The sequence below is a fragment of the Maribacter huludaoensis genome, from assembly GCF_029350945.1.
In the GTDB taxonomy this organism is placed as follows: Bacteria; Bacteroidota; Bacteroidia; order Flavobacteriales; family Flavobacteriaceae; genus Maribacter; species Maribacter huludaoensis.
The window spans coordinates 248444-269080 of the sequence record NZ_JARKMS010000005.1; the positions used below are offsets into that span (position 1 = coordinate 248444).

20 protein-coding genes are annotated in these 20637 nt (G+C 36.1%); 12 read left to right on the top strand and 8 right to left on the bottom strand.

Translation table 11 applies throughout. The features are described from left to right. Nucleotides 1–41: 41 nt before the first annotated feature. The 8 genes from PXC01_RS15270 to PXC01_RS15305 all read right to left on the bottom strand — a co-directional run bounded on the left by PXC01_RS15270 (nt 42) and on the right by PXC01_RS15305 (nt 5654). Complete coding sequence (locus PXC01_RS15270; RefSeq protein WP_276473155.1) at nt 42–818, bottom strand: sulfite exporter TauE/SafE family protein; 777 nt, start codon at nt 816–818, stop codon at nt 42–44. Beyond that, a complete protein-coding gene (locus PXC01_RS15275; protein ID WP_276473156.1) occupies nt 802–1875 on the bottom strand; it encodes a HesA/MoeB/ThiF family protein in 1074 nt (357 codons plus the stop codon). The genes PXC01_RS15270 and PXC01_RS15275 overlap by 17 nt, the downstream gene beginning before the upstream one ends. Beyond that, entirely contained in the window at nt 1872–2465 is a 594-nt protein-coding gene (locus PXC01_RS15280) for an NTP transferase domain-containing protein (RefSeq protein WP_276473157.1), read from the bottom strand. Before PXC01_RS15280 ends, PXC01_RS15275 begins: the two co-directional genes overlap by 4 nt. Then, nucleotides 2449–2922 carry a cyclic pyranopterin monophosphate synthase MoaC gene (moaC, locus tag PXC01_RS15285; RefSeq protein WP_276473158.1) on the bottom strand — a complete coding sequence of 158 codons (474 nt, stop codon included), beginning with the start codon at nt 2920–2922 and terminating at the stop codon, nt 2449–2451. The genes PXC01_RS15280 and moaC overlap by 17 nt, the downstream gene beginning before the upstream one ends. After that, nucleotides 2922–3905 (bottom strand): GTP 3',8-cyclase MoaA, encoded by a 984-nt coding sequence (gene moaA, locus PXC01_RS15290; protein WP_276473159.1) that lies wholly within the window; start codon nt 3903–3905, stop codon nt 2922–2924. The genes moaC and moaA overlap by 1 nt, the downstream gene beginning before the upstream one ends. A gap of 198 nt (nt 3906–4103) precedes the next feature. Next, nucleotides 4104–4520 carry a molybdenum cofactor biosynthesis protein MoaE gene (locus tag PXC01_RS15295; protein WP_276473160.1) on the bottom strand — a complete coding sequence of 139 codons (417 nt, stop codon included), beginning with the start codon at nt 4518–4520 and terminating at the stop codon, nt 4104–4106. Beyond that, nucleotides 4520–4759: a MoaD/ThiS family protein gene (locus PXC01_RS15300; RefSeq protein ID WP_276473161.1), complete on the bottom strand. Its 240-nt coding sequence runs from the start codon at nt 4757–4759 to the stop codon at nt 4520–4522. The genes PXC01_RS15295 and PXC01_RS15300 overlap by 1 nt, the downstream gene beginning before the upstream one ends. Nucleotides 4760–4859: 100 nt before the next feature. Continuing rightward, nucleotides 4860–5654 (bottom strand): DUF6503 family protein, encoded by a 795-nt coding sequence (locus PXC01_RS15305; RefSeq protein ID WP_276473162.1) that lies wholly within the window; start codon nt 5652–5654, stop codon nt 4860–4862. 87 nt (nt 5655–5741) lie between these two features. Here PXC01_RS15305 and PXC01_RS15310 point away from each other — a divergent pair, with 87 nt between their 5' ends. From PXC01_RS15310 to PXC01_RS15365, 12 genes are all read left to right on the top strand, one after another. Then, complete coding sequence (locus PXC01_RS15310; protein ID WP_276473163.1) at nt 5742–6542, top strand: TrmH family RNA methyltransferase; 801 nt, start codon at nt 5742–5744, stop codon at nt 6540–6542. Between the two features lie 48 nt (nt 6543–6590). After that, entirely contained in the window at nt 6591–7823 is a 1233-nt protein-coding gene (locus tag PXC01_RS15315) for a M48 family metallopeptidase (RefSeq protein ID WP_276473164.1), read from the top strand. A 44-nt stretch (nt 7824–7867) separates the two neighbouring features. Then, nucleotides 7868–10072, top strand: a complete 2205-nt coding sequence (locus tag PXC01_RS15320) for a RelA/SpoT family protein (RefSeq protein ID WP_276473165.1) — start codon at nt 7868–7870, stop codon at nt 10070–10072. A gap of 50 nt (nt 10073–10122) precedes the next feature. Next, nucleotides 10123–10593, top strand: a complete 471-nt coding sequence (locus tag PXC01_RS15325) for a Fur family transcriptional regulator (RefSeq protein WP_133673572.1) — start codon at nt 10123–10125, stop codon at nt 10591–10593. A gap of 25 nt (nt 10594–10618) precedes the next feature. Next, a complete protein-coding gene (locus PXC01_RS15330; RefSeq protein ID WP_276473166.1) occupies nt 10619–11890 on the top strand; it encodes an adenylosuccinate synthase in 1272 nt (423 codons plus the stop codon). A gap of 148 nt (nt 11891–12038) precedes the next feature. Next, nucleotides 12039–12836: a 3-keto-disaccharide hydrolase gene (locus PXC01_RS15335; RefSeq protein ID WP_276473167.1), complete on the top strand. Its 798-nt coding sequence runs from the start codon at nt 12039–12041 to the stop codon at nt 12834–12836. An 11-nt stretch (nt 12837–12847) separates the two neighbouring features. Then, nucleotides 12848–14284 carry a Gfo/Idh/MocA family protein gene (locus tag PXC01_RS15340; protein ID WP_276473168.1) on the top strand — a complete coding sequence of 479 codons (1437 nt, stop codon included), beginning with the start codon at nt 12848–12850 and terminating at the stop codon, nt 14282–14284. Between the two features lie 38 nt (nt 14285–14322). Next, the gene (locus PXC01_RS15345; protein ID WP_276473169.1) at nt 14323–15165 is read left to right on the top strand and encodes a sugar phosphate isomerase/epimerase family protein; all 843 of its coding nucleotides are present in this window, start codon (nt 14323–14325) and stop codon (nt 15163–15165) included. A 125-nt stretch (nt 15166–15290) separates the two neighbouring features. Beyond that, nucleotides 15291–17003, top strand: a complete 1713-nt coding sequence (locus PXC01_RS15350; protein WP_420828594.1) for an OstA-like protein — start codon at nt 15291–15293, stop codon at nt 17001–17003. A 9-nt stretch (nt 17004–17012) separates the two neighbouring features. After that, the gene (locus PXC01_RS15355) at nt 17013–18188 is read left to right on the top strand and encodes an aspartate aminotransferase family protein (RefSeq protein ID WP_276473171.1); all 1176 of its coding nucleotides are present in this window, start codon (nt 17013–17015) and stop codon (nt 18186–18188) included. A gap of 104 nt (nt 18189–18292) precedes the next feature. Then, a complete protein-coding gene (locus tag PXC01_RS15360) occupies nt 18293–19696 on the top strand; it encodes a tetratricopeptide repeat protein (protein WP_276473172.1) in 1404 nt (467 codons plus the stop codon). Between the two features lie 17 nt (nt 19697–19713). Then, a complete protein-coding gene (locus PXC01_RS15365) occupies nt 19714–20628 on the top strand; it encodes a DUF368 domain-containing protein (protein ID WP_276473173.1) in 915 nt (304 codons plus the stop codon). The last annotated feature ends 9 nt before the right edge of the window (nt 20629–20637 follow it).

The window sequence follows — 20637 nt, forward strand, 5'->3', positions numbered from 1 at the left end:
ATTATACCCTCATAGAATTACAATCAAATGTATTCAACCTTTTAAAATAACCTGAGTCCGTTGATCAACAAAACACGCATACCAACAACGAGTACCAATAAAGCAGTAACCCTTTTAATACCATTAGCCGATAGTTTTTTAAGACTAATGCGAATACCTAACTGCCCACCAAGAAGAACTGCTACAACCAAGCAAATAGTTTCTAGCCATGGTAATGACAATGAATTACTGGTTATCAACCCAAATAAACCTGATATCGAATTTACCAAAATGAAGAAACTTGCTAGAGCGGCTATTTTGATGGCTTTATTCCATCGTAAATGATTTAAAATCGGAGCAAGAAAAATTCCTCCACCAATCCCTACTAATCCAGACAAGAACCCAATTCCCGCTCCCAATACATAACTTAAATAATTAGGATAATCTTCAACCTCTTTTTTCGACTTATGTATTTCAAAGGTCTGGACAGCCAAAAACAAAGCCGATAGAATAAGAGAACAACCTAAAATAATAAAAAATATACTTTCTTTTAAACGGAACGTTGCTCCTATATACGCTAATGGAATACTAACTAAAACAAAGGGAAAGAAATCTTTTACATTAGCGTGTCCCTTCTTAAAATACAGATACGTACTACCTGAAACTACCACTAAATTACAAACTAACGCAATAGATCTAATATCAAAAAAACTAGTTAGAAATAACGTTAGTAGCGCTAGATAGCTAGAACCACCACCAAAACCTACAGAAGAATACAATGTGGCAATTATAAAAAATCCAAAACATAAAAGAATTAGTTGCTCAATAGGTATCAACATAATTCTTTATCTGGTTCATACCTCCTAAAACATCTACAAAAGCCTTACCAGGAAATAATTCCAGTAAAGATGCAATAGCTTTCTTACTGCGAATACCTGACTGACATATAACATAAACGGTGCTCTCTAGATCAATCTCATCTACCCTACTCGTTAATTCACTTAAAGGAATATGTTTGGCTTCTTTTAAATGTTGCCTTTGAAACTCTTTATCTGTACGTACATCTATGAGCTCAACAGCCGTATCTGAAAGCAATTTTTTAAGCTCAGCAGCCCCAACCGATTTTATAGGTAGCTCACAGTCAAACTCATAGCTACTTGCAAGAGTCTTAATTTTGTTATTACCTATCTGTAGCTGGAATTTCATTTTTTGTGTTCGCTGGCTTAGTGTATCAAAAAGTAATAAAGTACCGGACAACACCTCTCCTATCTCCGCAATTACTTTCACAACTTCCAGTGCTTGTAGATTACCAATAATACCAGGTAAAATACCCAATACACCGTTCTCATTACAATTTGGAACGGCATCAGCCCCTGGCATGGTAGGGAACAGACAACGATATGTTGGTCCGCCTTTGTAGTTAAATACGCTTACCTGACCTTCAAATGCATGTAGTGCCCCATATACAAATGGTTTATCCAAAATTACACAGGCATCGTTAATTAGATATCTGGTGGGAAAATTATCTGTAGCATCTACAACAATGTCATAGTTTTCAATTATATCAAGCGCATTGACTACAGTTAAAAAAGTTTGGTATGTATGAATTTGCGTTGTAGAATTTTGAGCTGATAATTGCTTTTTAATAGCCTCAACTTTGGGAATGCCTACCATAGCTTCGGTAAATAAAACTTGACGATGAAGATTGGATAACGAAACTATATCCGCATCTACAATACCCAATGTACCCACACCCATGGCATTCAAATAGGTTAGGACAGGAATACCCAATCCGCCAGCACCTACCACAAGTACTTTGGCATCGTTTAGCTTTTGCTGGCCAATGGTGCCAAATTCATCTAAAGTTATTTGTCTTAGATAACGTTCTTCGTTCATGGTGCTATTTTTAGTAGCGCCTCTTCATACTCCTCTCTGGAATTCGCATTTAACAGCACCTCTTTTTGTTGTGGAAATACCAAATTTACATCTGCATTGATCAAAAATTTTCTAGGGCAAGAACCGTTACCTGCTTCTAAATAAGCAACAGATTGTTTTAAAGCCTCCGGTTCCCAAATAGCACAAAGTGGCTCTGGCAACGGGTCATCCGCGTCTGCAAAAGCACTTGCTATTTTATCTGGATTTCTTGCTTCAATCAGCTCCTCTAAAGCCTTTTTATCCATCAATGGCAAATCGCACGCTAATACCAACCACGCAGCATCTGGATGCTCTTTATGAGCAGACAGCAATCCGTTGTAAGGACCTCTGAATTCATCATTATCTATTATGGCATCGAACGAATTAGAAATTTCGCTTTTTTGATCTTTACGGATACTAAGAAAAGTTTTATCGCAAACCTCATTCAACAAATGGTACAAATGCTCACGTTGCGGCAGCTTGTGGTAAGTAATTAAACCCTTATCCTCTCCCATTCTAGTGCTTTTACCACCTGAAAGCACCAATCCGTATATCTTATCTTTGGAAATCATTCTTACCTCCTGTTTTTTGTTCTAGTTGAATTGTACCGATTACGATGTCTTGTGAAAGCGCCTTGCACATATCATAAATGGTTAAGGCAGCTATAGAAACCCCGGTTAAAGCTTCCATCTCAACCCCGGTCTTTTCATTGCATTTTACAGTACAGGTAATCTGAAATGAATCTAATGCCGGTTCAATTTCAACATTTATTTTAGACAGGTTTATTTGATGGCACAACGGTATTAATTCCGATGTTTTCTTTACACCTTGTATACCAGCAATAACAGCTGTTTGTACAATACTGCCCTTCTTGCCTACAAAATCTTGGTCTGATAAAGATTTAAAAACTTCCGCTGGAAATTTTATAATTCCACTGGCAATTGCGGTACGTATCGAAGGTGTTTTTTGAGAAACATCTACCATGGTAGCATTCCCAGATTCATCTATATGTGATAATTTATTTTGCATTACCCTCCTATTGAAGTCATTGAATTACTAAATACGTCCTTATACTTTTCTTGTGCTTCAAAACCTGTTTTAGCACGACTACCTACTGCCTTCAAAATTTCTTTTTTGATATTATCTTCCATAGCATCGGCTCTCATAATATCTCTAAGATTTGCGCTTGCCTTAGCATACAAACAAGTAATAACGTCTCCCGTAGCCGAAATTCTTAATCGGTTACAACTACCACAAAACGTTCTACTAAAAGAAGGAATGACCCCAAAAGTTCCTTTAAAGCTTGGTATTTTATAATTTATAGATGTAGATGTTTTTGGAGAGTCTAGTTTGTAATAATCTGGATGCTTACTTCTAATATGTTCAAGTATGGTTTTAAAATCCCATTTAATAGTCTGAAATTCTTTAGAACCACCATTAAAAGGCATTTCTTCCAAAAAACGCACCGATACATTATAGTGCTTTGTCAATTCTAGCATTGGTAGAATGTCATCTGTATTCTGACCATCTAAAGCAATAAAGTTGATACGCACATTAAAACCTTCGGTAATCAACCTAATCATATTATTATACACCACGTCATAATGATCCCTACGGGTAATACGCTCAAAAGTCTCACGATTAATGGCATCCATACTCACATTTATATTCTTAATGCCCAGTTCTTTCAACTCATCTATATATGGACCAATCAGCGTTGCGTTCGTAGTAACGGAAATATCGTTTAAACCTTCTAATTTAGACAAGCTTCTTAACAATACCATTAAATCTTTACGAACAAAAGGCTCACCACCTGTAATCCGTATTTTATCTATACCTTGAGAAACTACTATCTCGCTCAATTTTACCAACTCCTCTATGGTAAACAACTTATCATTTTTGGCAAAATTAATTCCCTCCTCAGGCATACAATAATTACAACGAAGATTGCAACGGTCTGTCACCGCCAATCTTAGATAATTAATTGTTCTATTATGGTTGTCTACTAACATACTTTGTAAATACAAATTCAAGAAGTAAATTGAAATACAAATTCAAAAATCAAGTTTAAACTCAAAAATCAAATACAAATTCAAGTACAAATGTCAAGTTCAAATTTTCCCTTTTAATTTCTATTCCTTGTTTGCTATTTCCTTTACTCTATTATCTCTTTTCTATTCTCTCTCTTCTAACTTCTCTTCTCTATTTTCTTACGGATGCGCAGAAACCCACACCGTTTTGTTCTTAAATTTCTCTTTCTTCCAAATAGGGACTGTTTCTTTCAAGGTATCTATAAGAAATCTACAGGCCTCAAAACACGCATCTCTATGTGCAGATGAAGCACCTACAACAACTACAGGTTCTTCAACACCTTTTTCACCAACGGCATGCCTCATGATCACTTTATTCAATGACCACTTTTTTAAAGCACTATCGGCAATCTTCTCCATTTCTTTAAGCGCCATGGTTTTGTAGGTTTCAAATTCTAAAGCTGTTACCTCTTCATTATTGGTAAACTCGCGAACGGCACCTATAAACACACAAATTCCACCACTATTAGGGTCGCTTAGCTCAGCATATACCTTAGTGGTATCAATCACATTAACTATTTCAATTACTTTTTTCATTAGCCTCCGCTTACTGGTGGTATAATGGCAATTTCTTCATTACCGGTCAATATTACATTATCATCGGCATATTCGTTATTAACGGCAACGGCCAAAGAGTTTAATTTTGAAAATTCAGGATAAGAATCAATTAATCTTTTTTTAAGCCCTGCAACATTCAAGGGTTTAGCAACATCAGAAATACTGATTTCTGAACCACCGACAATATCTTTTGTTATACCAAAAAAAAGTACGTTCATATCCTTCCAAAATTAGATAAATTCCAAGTTAGGTATAAAAAATAAGGTGCCATAAAAATGGCACCTATTTTAAAAAAAATATATGATTTTGAGAAATGCCTTACTCTACAATTATGGCATTGTCAGGTTTAGTAAAAAACTCCTTTGGCTTAGCTGTTGTAGACAAACTAGCATTTTCAAAGTTTACGGTTTTAGCTGCCTCGTTAATTGCACCCTCTACTACCTTATGCCATGTAATTGACTTTGGCAACAATACCTCATCTACCTTTACCCAATCGGCATAGTTGATCCAGCTTATTTTATCAGATGGTTCTCCACTAAAATAGGTCATAGTATAACCCAACCATCTCATCTCATAGGTTTTTGCATCATAGTGAATATAGTACTCATCTGTAGAAGAGGCACCTACTCCACTGTTATATGAAATTTTATATCCTGGGTAAGAAACACCGTCATAAACCAAAGCATCCACTTCTTCATATTTTATTCCGTCATCGGACAAAACAAAAGGCATTGCGTAGAAGTAGAACATTAAATTATGATAGAATTTTGGCTTGCCTTCATAGTTGCCCGTGTTATCTAAAAGCCAAACTTCAGAACCGTTATATCCAATTGAATAGTCCGGAGTTATAATTTTGTCATATCTTTTATGAAGGTCAATAGTTTGTATTTCATTGAACTTCTCATTAGGCATTTCAAAATTCAATGTTTTGTATCCCTTCCAAGCATTTAATCCGCCATGAGCTTCAAATACTTTATTCAATTCCGTTGGATATTTATCTAAATCTACTTGCGTTGTCATTTCTTCAACAACCTTGGTAACAACTTCTTTCTTAGGAGCTTCTTTGCACGAAAATATTGCCAAGACCAAAACTAAAAGGTGAAATTTATTCATAATGTCGATTGATTATTTATTGTTTTTTGCAACCGGTTAGTCGATAAACTATAGCAGACTTACTAAATTGAACTATTTTTGTACTTCATGCAAACAACTAAACACATTAGTAGCGCTCAAAACCCTCTAATAAAGAAGGTTTTAGTTTTAAAAGAAAAATCTAGAGAGCGTAAAAAAACAGGCCTTTTTGTTTTAGAAGGATTGCGTGAATTACAGATTGCAAGCAATGCCGGTTATCATATAGACACCGTACTATACTGCGAAAATATTTTAGAAAACACCAATATAACGCAAGCTTTCAGTGCTGACCAACTTATATCCGTCACTTTAGACGTATATAAAAAATTGGCTTATAGAGATACTACAGAAGGCATCATTGCTATTGCAAAGAGTAAAGATCATGAACTTTCTTCATTAAAGTTCCATACTAAAAATCCATTGATATTAATAGCGGAAGCACCTGAAAAACCAGGAAATATAGGCGCTTTATTAAGAACGGCGGATGCCGCAAATTTAGATGCCGTTTTAATAGCCAACCCAAAGACAGATCTTTACAATCCTAATATTATAAGATCTAGCGTAGGGTGTATTTTTTCTAGGAATATTAGAATGGGAAACACCTCAGATATTATATCCTATCTTAAAAAAGAAGGATTTCAAATATTTTGCGCCGCATTGTCGGCATCCAAAGATTATACAACGGTCAATTTCACTGAACCTACAGCAATAGTAGTAGGTACGGAGCATTCTGGATTAAGTGACGAGTGGTTAAAAAATGCTACCCAAAACATTATTATACCCATGGAAGGTGAGATAGATTCCATGAATGTTTCGGTCTCTGCGGCAATACTTATCTTTGAAGCCAAACGTCAGCGAAAAATAAACTAGTAAAACATATACTTTTTATAGTACCGTTTTCGTTTGCAACTACACTATATGGATAATACAATTGTCTTTTACTGTATTCTTTTTATTCTGATCGCAGAGTTTATACTTGCCACGGTAATGAATTACTTGAACGCGCAGCGTTTTAAAGATCCTATACCAGAAGATTTAAAGGATGTCTACAATGCCGAAGAATATGAAAAATCTCAAGCCTACAAATTAACCAATTATAAATTTGGAGTGTTTACATCTGTTTTTTCATTGGTATTGATTTTATCTTTCTTATTACTTGGAGGATTTAATTATGTAGATAACATTGCACAAAACCAGACCGACAGTATTATATTACAAGCCTTGATTTTTTTTGGTATTATTATGATAGGTAGTGATTTTATCAATATTCCATTTTCATACTACCAAACATTTGTAATTGAAGAAAAATTTGGTTTCAACAAGACAACTAAAACTACATTTCTTACCGATAAGCTAAAGCAATGGGCCATGACCATAATTGTGGGCAGCATCATATTATCTTTGGTCATATGGTTCTTTCAATGGGCAGGCACCAGCTTTTGGTTATATACATGGGCATTGATCGCCATATTTACCTTGTTTATGAATCTGTTTTACAGCAAGCTAATAGTGCCGCTATTTAACAAACAAAAACCGCTGGAAGCAGGTACCCTAAAAGAAAAAATAGAAGCCTACGCCGCTCAGGTAGGTTTTGACCTTCAAAACATTTTTGTTATCAACGGGTCTAAGCGCTCTACCAAAGCAAACGCTTATTTTTCAGGATTTGGTAAAGAAAAGAGAGTAACCTTATATGACACTTTGATCAATGACTTGGAAGAAGAGGAAATTGTTGCCGTACTGGCACATGAAATAGGTCATTACAAAAGAAAGCACACTATCTTTAACCTGACCTCATCAATAGTGCTAACCGGTCTAATGTTATTGATACTATCTTTGTTTATTAACAACCCGGAAGTTTCTTTGGCCATTGGTGTGGACAGACCAAGTTTTCATGCCGCATTGATCGGTTTTGGAATCTTGTACAGTCCTATTTCAGAAATCACTGGATTACTAATGAATTATTTTTCAAGAAAATTTGAGTATCAAGCAGATGATTATGCCAAGAATACCTATGCTGCACTACCATTGGTAACCTCGTTAAAAAAACTTTCAAAAAACAGCCTTAGTAATTTAACTCCTCACCCTGCATATGTTTTTATGCATTATTCCCACCCGCCTTTAATTGACCGTATACGTAATTTAAAGGCATAATTTTTGTTGTGCATCATCTAAGATTATCTTATTTTTAATCTAGTATGACACAGGCAGCAATAGAAGAAGAAAATAAGCTTATAGCTCAAGAGTACAAGGAATTACTGCGTATTAGTTATCAAACCTTAACAGATGATGATAAAAAACTAATACGAAGCGCCTTTGAGGTGGCTGTTGACGCGCACAAGACCCAACGTAGAAAATCTGGCGAAGCATACATTTTTCACCCCATAGCCGTGGCAAAAATAGTAGCATCGGAAATTGGTCTTGATGCGGTTTCCATTGCCTCTGCCCTATTACACGACGTAGTTGAGGATACTGAGTACACGCTAGATGACATTGATCGTATGTTCGGTGAAACCGTGGCGCGGATTGTTGACGGACTTACAAAAATATCGCATTTAAAGAAAGACATGAACATCTCTCAACAAGCGGAGAATTTCAGAAAAATGCTCTTGACCTTAAATGACGATGTACGTGTAATTATCATTAAAATTGCCGATCGATATCATAACATGCTTACCATGGATTCTATGCCAGAGCATAAGCAAGTAAAGATCGCGTCCGAAACGTTGTATATCTATGCTCCCCTAGCCCATAGAATAGGACTATACAACATTAAGACAGAGCTAGAAGATTTAAGTTTAAAGTATACAGAGCCAGATGTTTACAATTCTATTAAAGATAAAATAGAAGATAGTAAAGAAGACCAACAAGCGTATATTGACGCATTTTCCGGCACCATAGACAATTCCCTAAAAAAAGAAGGACTGAATTACATTATAAAAGGAAGAATGAAGTCCATCTTTTCTATGCGGAAGAAAATGATTGCGCAAAATGTGACCTTTGAGGAAATCTATGACAAGTTTGCCATTAGAATAATCTATAAATCCGATGCGCAGAACGAAAAATTTCTTGCTTGGAAAATATATTCGATCGTAACCGATCACTTTACCCCAAACCCTGTAAGATTACGAGATTGGATTTCTTCCCCCAAATCTACAGGTTATGAAGCATTGCACATTACCGTTATGGGGCCAAAGGGTAAATGGGTGGAAGTACAGATCAGAAGTGAAAGAATGCACGAAATAGCGGAAAAGGGCTATGCGGCGCATTTTAAATACAAACATGGCGATCAAAAAGAACAAGGTATAGAAGTTTGGCTAAACAAACTTCAAGAAGCATTGGAGAATGCCAATACCAATGCCGTTGATTTTGTAGAGGAATTTAAGCTAAACCTGTATTCAAAAGAAATTTTTGTCTTTACCCCAAAAGGGGAACTACGGTCTTTGCCCAAAGGTGCAACACCGTTAGATTTTTCTTTTAACATACATACCGAAGTGGGTATGCGAACCCGTGGGGCAAAAGTGAACGGCAAGCTGGTACCGTTGAACACCACACTTTCAAGTGGTGATCAGGTAGAGATCATAACATCTGACCAGGCAAAACCAAACTCTAACTGGTTAGACTATGCCACTACGGCCAGAGCACGTGCTAAAATTAAATCTGTCTTACGTGAAGAGAAAAAAGTTGTAGCAGAAGACGGAAAAGAGATTTTGCGCAGAAAATTAAAATCTCAGAAAATTTCGCTCAATGAAGACTCCATAAACAAAATGGTTTCCTTCTTTAAACTAAAAACAAGTCTGGATCTATTTTATAGGGTAGGCATTGGATCTATCGACAATGCAATGATCAAAGACTTTGCATCTTCTTACAGCAATGCATTCATTAGTTTCTTCAAGAACAGAATGCGCAAAACACCAACACCGGAAGATATCAACAAAGATGAGATTACATCTAAATATGATATGCTGGTCTTTGGTAAAGAGGAAGAAAAATTAGAATATAAATTGTCTCAATGTTGCAACCCTATACCTGGTGATGATGTCTTTGGTTTTGTAAGCGTGTCCGAAGGTATCAAGGTTCACAAAAAGAACTGCCCCAATGCAATTTCATTACAATCTAACTATGCCTACCGTATTATCAGTGCCAAATGGATAGATTCGTCACAACAAGAATATCAGGCAGATATTGTATTAACGGGGATTGACAATTTGGGTCTTGTAAGTGATATTACAGAAGTTATTTCTGATATTATGCACGTAAATATGCGTAATTTGAACTTCAGCACAGATGGTGGAACATTTAAAGGTAAGATTACGGTAGTGGTCAAAAACAAGGCCGTGCTAAAAAAATTGACCGATAATCTTATGAACATCAGCGGTATTGATAAAGTTACTCGTATTTAGAAAAAGGAAATTAAAATTTAACTGTACCTTTGTGTATTAATGCAGTAAATATGTCTTCTGATAAAAATCAAGAAATAGTAAAAAACGTCTTCACCACCTTTTTAGAGGACAAAGGACATAGAAAAACACCTGAACGCTACGCCATACTTCAAGAAATTTATGAAAGTGATGAGCATTTTGATATAGAATCGCTCTATATTAAAATGAAGAACAAAAACTATCGCGTTAGTAGGGCTACACTCTACAATACCATTGAACTTCTTTTAGATTGCAAATTGGTACGTAAACATCAATTTGGCAAAAATCAAGCACAGTACGAAAAATCGTATTTTGATCGCCAGCACGATCATGTTATCTTAACCGATACGGGTGAGGTAATGGAGTTTTGCGACCCTAGGATCCAATCTATAAAGAAAACTATTGAAGAGGTTTTCGATATTACGATAAACACACACTCCCTATATTTTTATGGGACCAAAAATACCCCTGCAAAAGATGCAGGTAAAAAAGAAATAAAATAGAACTAACCAAGTATATAATATTTAAATGGCAGTAGATTTATTGTTAGGCCTACAATGGGGTGACGAAGGAAAAGGAAAAATTGTTGATGTATTAACTCAAGATTACGACATTATTGCACGTTTTCAAGGTGGCCCAAATGCAGGCCATACCTTGGAATTTGATGGAATAAAACACGTTTTGCACACTATTCCTTCTGGAATATTTCATAAAAATGCGGTAAACGTAGTCGGTAACGGTGTTGTAATAGACCCGGTTATCTTTAAAAAAGAGTTAGATGCATTAAAGAAATTTAATTTAGATGTAAACGCTAAACTTTTCATTTCTAGAAAGGCACACTTAATATTACCTACACACCGCTTATTGGATGCTGCATCGGAAGCATCAAAAGGAAAAGCAAAAATTGGTTCTACGCTAAAAGGAATAGGTCCTACGTACATGGACAAAACTGGTAGAAACGGTATGCGTATCGGCGATTTGGAATTAAGCGATTGGAAAGAAAAATACCGAAGCTTGGCAAACAAGCATGAAGCAATGATCAATTTTTACGATGTAGACATACAGTATGATCTTGCAGAATTGGAAACAGACTTTTTTAAAGCTGTGGAAGAATTGAAGAAATTAACTTTTATCGATAGTGAAGAATATTTGTACCAGGCCCAAAAGGCAGGAAAAAAAATATTGGCAGAAGGAGCCCAAGGATCTTTATTGGATATTGACTTTGGTACATACCCATTTGTTACCTCCTCAAATACTACGGCAGCCGGCGCATGTACAGGTTTAGGCGTTGCACCAAACCAAATAGGTGCCGTTAAAGGTATTTTTAAAGCCTATACTACAAGGGTGGGCAGTGGCCCTTTCCCTACAGAACTATTTGATGAAGATGGTGAAACTATGGGCCGTGTAGGTAACGAATTTGGAGCTACTACAGGTAGACCAAGACGTTGCGGTTGGTTAGATCTAGTTGCATTAAAATACGCAGTTCGTGTAAATGGTGTTACTGAACTAATGATGATGAAAGGAGATGTACTTAGTGGTTTCAAGAAACTAAAAGTTTGTACGGCATACAATTACAAAGGAGAGCAAATAGAACATTTCCCTTACAACATTGAAGCGGAGAACGTTACTCCCGTCTATTCTGAAATGGCCGGATGGAAAGAAGATTTGACCAAAATGACTTCAGCAGACCAACTGCCCATAGAACTTAACGATTACATTGACTTTCTAGAAAAAGAACTAGAAGTTCCTATCAAAATTGTTTCAGTGGGTCCAGATAGAACTCAGACAATTTTAAGATAAACATTTAACGGCCGTAACAGGTTGTTCAACTTTCAAGAATGGCGATATAGGGAAATACCTTTATCGCCATTCTTTTTTTTTGTATTTTCAAGAAGGTGTAAAATTTAGATTTTGACCATCAACAACAACTTCGCTTTAGCCTTAAAAAATGAAAAGACTTATTTACACTACATTGCTCTTATTGCTTGTGCTGACAACAGCTTGTAAAACAAAAACAAAGCAGAAAGTGGAGGAACAAACCGCTACCGTACAACAAATTGAAAATGAATGGATCACCCTTTTTGACGGTAAGACTACCAAGGGTTGGCGAGCATATAATGGCAAAGAACTACCACCAGGCTGGATTGCAAAAGACGGAGAATTACAATTTGATACCGAATTGGGCAAAGAGCAAGATTATGAAGGAGGTACCGATATTATTTATGGAGCTGAAGAATTTGATAATTTTGAACTCTATGTAGAGTGGAAATTACCAAAAGGTGGTAATAGTGGTATTTTCTACCATTTAAAAGAAGGGTACGATAGCCCGCCAGAAGTTGCCCCTGAGTATCAATTGATAGATGACGAAAACTATGCAAACATTCACGACCTTACAGATTACAATTTAAGTTTAGGATATACGGACAACCCGGAAGAACTTAAACCGTTACAACAGACCGCATCTGATTATGCCATGCACGCGGCAGACCCCGAAGAAAAAATTTTGCACCCTGTTGGCGAATGGAACACCACAAGAATAATCTTTACCCCAGACCAGGTAGAACATTGGTTGAACGGTAAGAAAGTAGTTTCCTTTGTTCCATGGGATGAGGCCTGGTACGAAAGAAAGAATTCCGATAAATGGAAAAACAGCAAAGATTACGGCAAGTTTAAAACCGGCTATATCGGTTTTCAAGATCATTCTAGCCCTATCTGGTTCAGAAATATAAAAATCAAAAAACTATAACCACCACACCAATGAACAAAAGAGACTTTTTAAAGAACGCAGCGGCATTGTCCACATTTGTATTATTACCATCTGGACTCTGGTCTTGTAAAAAAGAAGTGAAAAAACTGACCAGATTACGCACAGCACATATTGGTGTAGGTAATATGGGGGCAGAAGACTTAAAAGCCATTTCATCTCACAATAAAGTGGATGTCACTGCTCTTTGTGACGTAGACGCCAAAAATCTGGCTGCAGCAAAAGAACTGCACCCAAATGCCAAAACGTACACAGATTACAGGGTAATGCTGAAAGAAATGGGCAATGAGATAGATGCTGTGGTTGTATCTACACCTGATCACACCCATGCTCCCGCTTCTATGATGGCCATGGAAATGGACAAACCTGTATATTGTCAAAAACCCCTCACCCATTATGTATCAGAGGCCAGGGCTATGAATAAACTAGCTCAAGAAAAAGGATTGGTCACTCAAATGGGAATTCAGGTTCATTCATTTTATGACTATAAACTTGCCACTTTATTGATTCAATCGGGTATTATAGGTAAAGTACATACGGTACGTGCATGGTCTCCAAAAGATTGGGGTTATGACGGACCTGAACCTACAAGTTCTGACCCTATTCCTGATTCGCTAGACTGGAATTTATGGTTGGGCACCTCAGCAGAGAGACCATACAAAGAAGGATTTTACCACCCTGGAAATTGGAGAAAATTAGTTGATTATGGTTGCGGAACATTGGGCGATATGGGAGTTCACATTTTTGACACCCCTTATAACGCACTGGCTTTACAGGTACCCAAAACCATAAAAAATGAATGCAGGGAACCTAATGGGTTTGGCTTTCCTCAAAACAATGTAGTAACCTATGAGTTTCCACAAACTGAATATACTACAGAAACATTAAAATGGGTTTGGTACGACGGTCCAGGCGCACCAAAAGATCATGAAGATTTAATTTTACCGGGTGCAGAAAATATAGTCGCCAAAGATGATAGTTCCAAGGAAAGTATGGAAGATAAAATGTCTTTAGACACTAAAAATGCCACTGAAGGAACACTACCAGATCAAGGTGCTATGTTCATTGGAGAAAAAGGAAGGTTATTGCTACCACACTTTATGCAACTTCCTAAAAAGATCGTAGATGGTAAATATGTAGATATTACGGCAGAGATCGAAGCCGTGGAAAAAGCGAACAATATGGATAAACCAATTAGAGATTATGATTTGGAAGGACCTAAACATTATCATCAATTTGTAGATGCCTGCTTAGGCGAAGATGTTACTACCGCACCATTTTCATATGCATCAAGGTTAACGGAAACTATACTATTAGGTGTCATTGCCGGTAGATTTCCCAACCAAGTATTGCACTGGGACAGTGAAAATGCCAAGTTTGCCGAAGAAGAAGCCAATACTTTTTTACAAGGCGATTACAGAGCGTTCTAGAAATAACTCTTGCATTAAATAAACATTCAATTACAAACATGGCTTTATCAAGAAAAAACTTCATTAAAACAAGTGGTCTAGGTGTTTTGGCTCTAGGCACCGCATCCTTCAAATCTGGTCAACCCAAGAATACCGATACCACGTACAACAATCACAAACTTAATATTGGTCTAGCATCTTTTACCCTAAGAAAATATAGTTTAGATGAATTAATTGAAATTACAGCACGTTTAAACATAAAAGATGTGGCTTTTAAAAGTGTTCATCTACCCTATGATGCAGAAAAGTCAAAGCTCTCCTATATACGTGAAAAAGTTAAAGCAAGAGGTTTAAATCTATACGGTGGCGGAGTAATTTATATGCAATCTCCAGAAGACGTAGAAACATATTTCAATTATGCCGAAAATGCGGGTTTACCCATGATTATTGGAGCTCCCGAGCATCATTTATTGCCTCTGGTAGAAGAAAAAATTAAAAAAACGAATATTAGATTGGCCATTCATAATCACGGACCAGAAGATAAGATCTTTCCATCTCCAAAAAGTGTCTATGATAAAATTAAAGATTTAGATGATAGAATAGGGTTATGTATAGACGTAGGACATACCTTTAGATTAGGTTTGGATCCCGCAGAAGAACTGATTAAATATAAAAACAAACTATTTGATGTTCATATCAAGGATATTGATGCACCTGTTGCAGAAGGTAATAAAACCGTCTTAGGACATGGCAAAATAAATATACCTTCAATATTGACCGCTTTAAGAGAAATAAAGTATACCGGTATAGTAGCCATTGAATATGAGAAAGATGCAGACCATGCCATTTATGGCTTATCTGAGTCTATAGGGTATATTAGAGGAATTCTAAAGACTACTTAAAACAAATCATTGCTACCATCTATTACCTTTAGAACATTAAAAGAGTAACCAAACTTTGTTGTACAAAATCCCAAAAGTATCTTAACCATGACAAGGCTCTTTTAAAATGTTCTATTTTTGAAAAAATTTTTAGGTTGAAAAAGATTTATTCCGTTGTCCTTTTGTTCTTTGCCAGTGCTCTTTTATGCTATGCCCAAGAGAAAACTACCGGTGAAGAACCCAAACAAATCAATATTGTCTACGGTGCCAACTTCACTAAAAACGAAGCTGAATACCCTGGCGCGTCAATATTCAGCAAAGACACCCGTCAAGTACAATTTGAGCATCAAGGTGCCGACCTTTGGTGCGATGTTGCTATTTATTATCAATTGGAAAATAGGCTGGAAGCAATAGGTAATGTCATTTTAAAGCAGGGAGATTCCGTTGAAATGACCAGTAAAAAAATCAACTACTTAGGTGATATAAAATTAGCCAAAGCATGGGGAAATGTTGTTTTAACTAACTCTGACATGACCTTAAAAACAGACACATTACGTTTAGATCGTGAAAAACAAGAGGCTTTTTACCAAGATAACGGCACTGTGATAGACTCTGCAAATACATTGACAAGTAAAATTGGCAAGTATTTTATGGAACTTAAAAAGTATCAATTTCTAGATAGTGTACATGTTCAAAACCCAGAATACACGCTAGATTCAGAACAATTAGATTATTACACCACCTCTAAGAATGCTTATATGTACGGGCCATCGACCATTAATGGAGAGGCATATAAAATTTATTGTGAGAGAGGATTTTACGATACAAAAATTGAAAGTGGCTACGGTATAAAAAATACCCGCATAGATTATAACAACCGCATCATAGAAGGAGATAGCGTTTATTTTAACAAAGCACAAGAATTTGCTTCTGCCACCAATAACATCACGGTAACAGACACCATAAACAATGGCATTATTAGGGCACATTATGCTGAAGTGTTCAAAGCCAAAGATTCTGTTTTTGCAACAAGAAAGGCAGTGTCCATTTCTATTCAAGAAAGAGATTCACTTTTTGTTCATGGAGATACATTAATGGTAACCGGTAAGCCAGAGGATAGGGTGCTACGAGCATTTAGAAATGCCAAATTCTATAAAACAGATTTAAGCGGTAAATGTGACAGTATACATTCAGAACAAAAAACAGGCATTACCCAATTGATTAAAAACCCTATTATTTGGAACGGGGCAAACCAAATGACAGGCGACAGTATTCACCTAAAATCGAACCTGGAAACTGAAAAATTAGATTCGTTAAAAGTACTGAACAATGCATTCATTATTTCATTGGATAGTGTTAGTATGACAGGGTATAATCAAGCCAAAGGAATTAACTTGTTCGGTAAGTTTATTGAAAATGAACTAAAACTTATAGACCTGGTTCAGAATACCGAGGTCATTTACTATATGTACAATGACGATGACGAACTTATAGGAATAGATAAAACCGTTTGTAGTAAAATTAGAATTACCATGGCGGAAAATGATATAGAAGACCTAACTTTTTACACAAATCCTGACGGAGATATATTTCCGGAAAAGGATCTACCGGAAAACAGTAGAATTTTAAAAGGATTCTTATGGCGTGGCGATGAACGTATATTGACTAAGGACGATATTTTCGATGAAGACGACATCAACTTAAAGCTTGTTGTAATTAATGGTATTGACAATCCAATTGATATTGATGCAGAAGAGCAACAAAGAAGTAAAAACGAAACAGACCCTGTAAACAACATTTCCACACAAAACAAAGCTATAGATCCCAAAAATTCTACAAAACCTAAAAAGGTGAAATAGTTATTTCACATGAACGAAGACTTTTTAAAATATCAAGCACAAACTTCCCCCTACCCTTTGGGCATGGAAGTTTCGCATTCAAGCGGCAGTTATATTTATGACACCAAGGGCAATGCACATCTAGATTTTGTTGCAGGAGTATCTGCTTGTACGCTTGGTCATTGTCATCCAAGTGTGGTAGCGGCCATAAAAGAGCAGGTAGACAAATATATGCACGTAATGGTGTATGGTGAATATGCACAATCTCCCGCTACCATTTACACAAAATTACTTGCCGATAATATACCGGCACCCTTGGAGGTAACCTATTTGGTAAATTCTGGAACAGAAGCCATTGAAGGAGCTTTAAAATTGGCACGTAGATTTACGGGACGCTCAGAAATTATTGCGGCAAAATCTGCCTATCACGGCAATACAATGGGCAGTCTAAGCCTTATGGATTTTGAAGAGCGCAAAAGTGTTTTCAGACCACTTTTACCGGATATTTATCATATTCAATTCAATAACGAAGCGGATCTAAAAAAAATCACAAAAAGAACAGCTTGCGTAATATTAGAGACCATACAAGGCGGTGCAGGTTTTATAGTACCTACCAATGAATACCTTAAAAAGGTAAAGCAACGTTGTAAAGACATGGGAGCTTTATTGATTCTTGATGAAATTCAACCAGGTTTTGGCAGAACAGGAAAGTTGTTCGCTTTTGAGCATTTTGACTGCGTTCCGGATATTTTGGTAATTGGTAAAGGAATGGCATCTGGGTTACCAGTGGGTGCATTTACCGCAAGTAAAGAAATCATGCATACATTAAGCGAGAATCCGAAAATGGGCCACATTACAACCTTTGGGGGTAATCCGGTTATTGCCGCCTCTAGTTTGGCAACGTTGAATGTACTTTTAAATTCTAATCTTATAACCGATACCCTAAAGAAAGAAACCCTTTTCAAATCTTTATTGAAGCACCCCAAAATAAAAGAAATTAGAGGTAAAGGACTGATGCTTGCCCTCATTATGGATTCACCCGAAACAGCCAATGCATTGGTCTTAAAGGCAAAAGAGAAAAATCTTATTTTATTCTGGCTATTGTTTGAAAATAGAGCGGTAAGAATTTCTCCCCCGTTAACAATTTCAGAAGAAGAAATCAAAAAAGGCTGTACCGTAATTTTAGAACTTCTTAATGCAATGTAAATCAGCGTTGTTAACTAATTTGTTAATAATATCGATTAGGAACATGGCTGAAACCCCTTACAATCGCTTACTTTTAAAATATCTTGTAAAACCAAAAAGTTCCTATGGCGTTAGAATCTAACGAGAGACCGGACAAGCCGATTACAAAATTTGAATCAATGTTAAAGACAGATGATGTCTATTTCTTTGATGCAGAGGATTTTGAAGATATTGTGCACCATTACCTAAATCATGGGAAGATTTCTTTGGCAAAAAAAGGAATTAAAATAGGTTTACAACAGCATCCGGCTTCTATAGAACTTAAATTGCTTCAGGTAGAAGTATTGGTTTTTGAAAACCAGATGGATAAAGCCGAAGGGTTGTTAGATGAATTACAACAGTTAGATAATAACAACGACGAAATTTACATTCAACGTGCAAATATATATTCTAAGAGAGATGATCACGCCGGCGCTATAGAATTATTACAAAAAGCATTAAGTTTTACCAACAATAGTTTTGATATCTATAGTCTTTTGGGCATGGAATATTTGTTCATGGACAATTTCAATAACGCTAAAGAAAGCTTTATGAAATGTGTAGAGTTTGATGAACAAGACTATTCTTCGCTCTACAACGTGGTGTATTGCTTTGAGTTTCTTGAAGACTATGACGGTGCAATTGTTTATTTGAACAGTTATTTGGAAAAGAATCCGTATTGTGAAGTAGCTTGGCATCAATTGGGCAAACAGTATTATTTCAAAGAAATGTATACCGAAGCTTTGACCGCTTTTGATTTTGCCGTTATATCTGACGATACTTTTATTGGTGCCTACTTTGAAAAAGGAAAAGTTCTTGAAAAACTAGGTCGTCATAAGGAAGCTATAGAAAACTACGAGACTACAATTTCTATTGAAGATCCCACATCTCACGCATTTTTAAGAATAGGTAAATGTTATGAAAAACTGAAGGATACCGAAATGGCCAAATATTATTTCTACCAAACGGTTCATGAGGACCCACTGTTGGACAAAGGTTGGCTGGCCATTACAAATCTATATTATAACAGTAGAGATTTTGAAAAAGCGGTATTTTATATAAACAAAGCCTTAAATATTGATGGTGAAAATCCTCAATACTGGAAAAAATGCGCACAAATCCACATGTCCTTAAAAAATTACGACCAAGCAGATTTTGCTTTTAAACAAGCCGTAGACTTAGGTAATTTTGAATTGGACACATGGTTAAACTGGGCAGAAGTTGTGCATATAAACGGAGAAGATTCTGCTGCAGTAGAAATTTTGGCTCAAGGTAGGGAGTTTTATCCTGAGAATTTAAGAATATTATACAGATCTGTAGGCTACCTATTACTGGCCAAAGACCCTATTAATGCACGTATAATGCTCATGGATGCATTGAAAATTGACAAAAAACAGAAAAAACTTCATTTGTTCATTGAAAATTTTCCAGAATACGGCAAGTCTGAATGGACACAAGAAATTGTAAGAAAATACAATAAAACCTCTTAGAATAGGTTCTACATTTCATGGACAATAGAAAACTAAAAGATTATACTTTCATATCACTAAAAGGTATGGCAATGGGTATTGCAGAATTGGTGCCGGGAGTATCTGGTGGCACAATAGCCTTTGTAACAGGCATATACGAAGAATTCATTACTTCTATCAATAACGTTAACCTAACAACCCTAAAAGTTTTAAAGGAAGAAGGTTTTAAAAAGTTCTGGGAGAAATTGAACGGTAACTTTCTATTGGCCTTAGTTATTGGTATGATGATTAGTATTTTCTCATTATCAAAAGTTATTGCTTGGTTATTAGATGAACACACTATAGTAACATGGTCGTTCTTTTTTGGTCTGGTATTGGCAAGTGTCATTTTTGTAGCCAAATCAATTAAAAGATGGAATATTTTAGCCATTGTTTTATTCATATTCGGAACAGTTGGTGCTTTTTACATCACTACCCTACCACCTTCTACAAGTTCAGGAAGTTTACCTTTTATATTTCTTTCTGGTGCCATAGCCATTTGTGCCATGGTATTACCAGGTATCTCCGGGTCTTTCATTTTAGTTTTGCTCGGTTCATATAAAACTGTACTAGAAGCCGTAAATGAAAAAGACTTTGGCATTATTATCACATTTGCTTTTGGTGCAGCCTTTGGTATTTTAAGTTTTGCTCGAGTTTTAAAATGGATGTTTATCAATTATAAAGATGCTACATTAGCCGTTTTAACAGGTTTCATCTTAGGTTCATTGAACAAAATATGGCCCTGGAAAAATATTATAGAAGTTATTCAGATAGGTAAAAAAGAAATAATTGTAGACGAAAATATCTCCCCTTTCGCTTTTCAAGGCGATAATCAATTAACCTTTGCTATCATAGCTGCTGTAATAGGTTTTTCTCTTATTTTTATATTAGAAAAATCAGCTTCCAAAAAGTAACGCTAAAAG

What these genes read in the sequence shown, in the direction of transcription:
- PXC01_RS15270 (WP_276473155.1), bottom strand. Translation starts at nt 818, where the DNA reads ATGTTGATACCTATTGAGCAACTAATTCTTTTATGTTTTGGATTTTTT.
- PXC01_RS15275 (WP_276473156.1), bottom strand. Translation starts at nt 1,875, where the DNA reads ATGAACGAAGAACGTTATCTAAGACAAATAACTTTAGATGAATTTGGC.
- PXC01_RS15280 (WP_276473157.1), bottom strand. Translation starts at nt 2,465, where the DNA reads ATGATTTCCAAAGATAAGATATACGGATTGGTGCTTTCAGGTGGTAAA.
- moaC (WP_276473158.1), bottom strand. Translation starts at nt 2,922, where the DNA reads ATGCAAAATAAATTATCACATATAGATGAATCTGGGAATGCTACCATG.
- moaA (WP_276473159.1), bottom strand. Translation starts at nt 3,905, where the DNA reads ATGTTAGTAGACAACCATAATAGAACAATTAATTATCTAAGATTGGCG.
- PXC01_RS15295 (WP_276473160.1), bottom strand. Translation starts at nt 4,520, where the DNA reads ATGAAAAAAGTAATTGAAATAGTTAATGTGATTGATACCACTAAGGTA.
- PXC01_RS15300 (WP_276473161.1), bottom strand. Translation starts at nt 4,759, where the DNA reads ATGAACGTACTTTTTTTTGGTATAACAAAAGATATTGTCGGTGGTTCA.
- PXC01_RS15305 (WP_276473162.1), bottom strand. Translation starts at nt 5,654, where the DNA reads ATGAATAAATTTCACCTTTTAGTTTTGGTCTTGGCAATATTTTCGTGC.
- PXC01_RS15310 (WP_276473163.1), top strand. Translation starts at nt 5,742, where the DNA reads ATGCAAACAACTAAACACATTAGTAGCGCTCAAAACCCTCTAATAAAG.
- PXC01_RS15315 (WP_276473164.1), top strand. Translation starts at nt 6,591, where the DNA reads ATGGATAATACAATTGTCTTTTACTGTATTCTTTTTATTCTGATCGCA.
- PXC01_RS15320 (WP_276473165.1), top strand. Translation starts at nt 7,868, where the DNA reads ATGACACAGGCAGCAATAGAAGAAGAAAATAAGCTTATAGCTCAAGAG.
- PXC01_RS15325 (WP_133673572.1), top strand. Translation starts at nt 10,123, where the DNA reads ATGTCTTCTGATAAAAATCAAGAAATAGTAAAAAACGTCTTCACCACC.
- PXC01_RS15330 (WP_276473166.1), top strand. Translation starts at nt 10,619, where the DNA reads ATGGCAGTAGATTTATTGTTAGGCCTACAATGGGGTGACGAAGGAAAA.
- PXC01_RS15335 (WP_276473167.1), top strand. Translation starts at nt 12,039, where the DNA reads ATGAAAAGACTTATTTACACTACATTGCTCTTATTGCTTGTGCTGACA.
- PXC01_RS15340 (WP_276473168.1), top strand. Translation starts at nt 12,848, where the DNA reads ATGAACAAAAGAGACTTTTTAAAGAACGCAGCGGCATTGTCCACATTT.
- PXC01_RS15345 (WP_276473169.1), top strand. Translation starts at nt 14,323, where the DNA reads ATGGCTTTATCAAGAAAAAACTTCATTAAAACAAGTGGTCTAGGTGTT.
- PXC01_RS15355 (WP_276473171.1), top strand. Translation starts at nt 17,013, where the DNA reads ATGAACGAAGACTTTTTAAAATATCAAGCACAAACTTCCCCCTACCCT.
- PXC01_RS15360 (WP_276473172.1), top strand. Translation starts at nt 18,293, where the DNA reads ATGGCGTTAGAATCTAACGAGAGACCGGACAAGCCGATTACAAAATTT.
- PXC01_RS15365 (WP_276473173.1), top strand. Translation starts at nt 19,714, where the DNA reads ATGGACAATAGAAAACTAAAAGATTATACTTTCATATCACTAAAAGGT.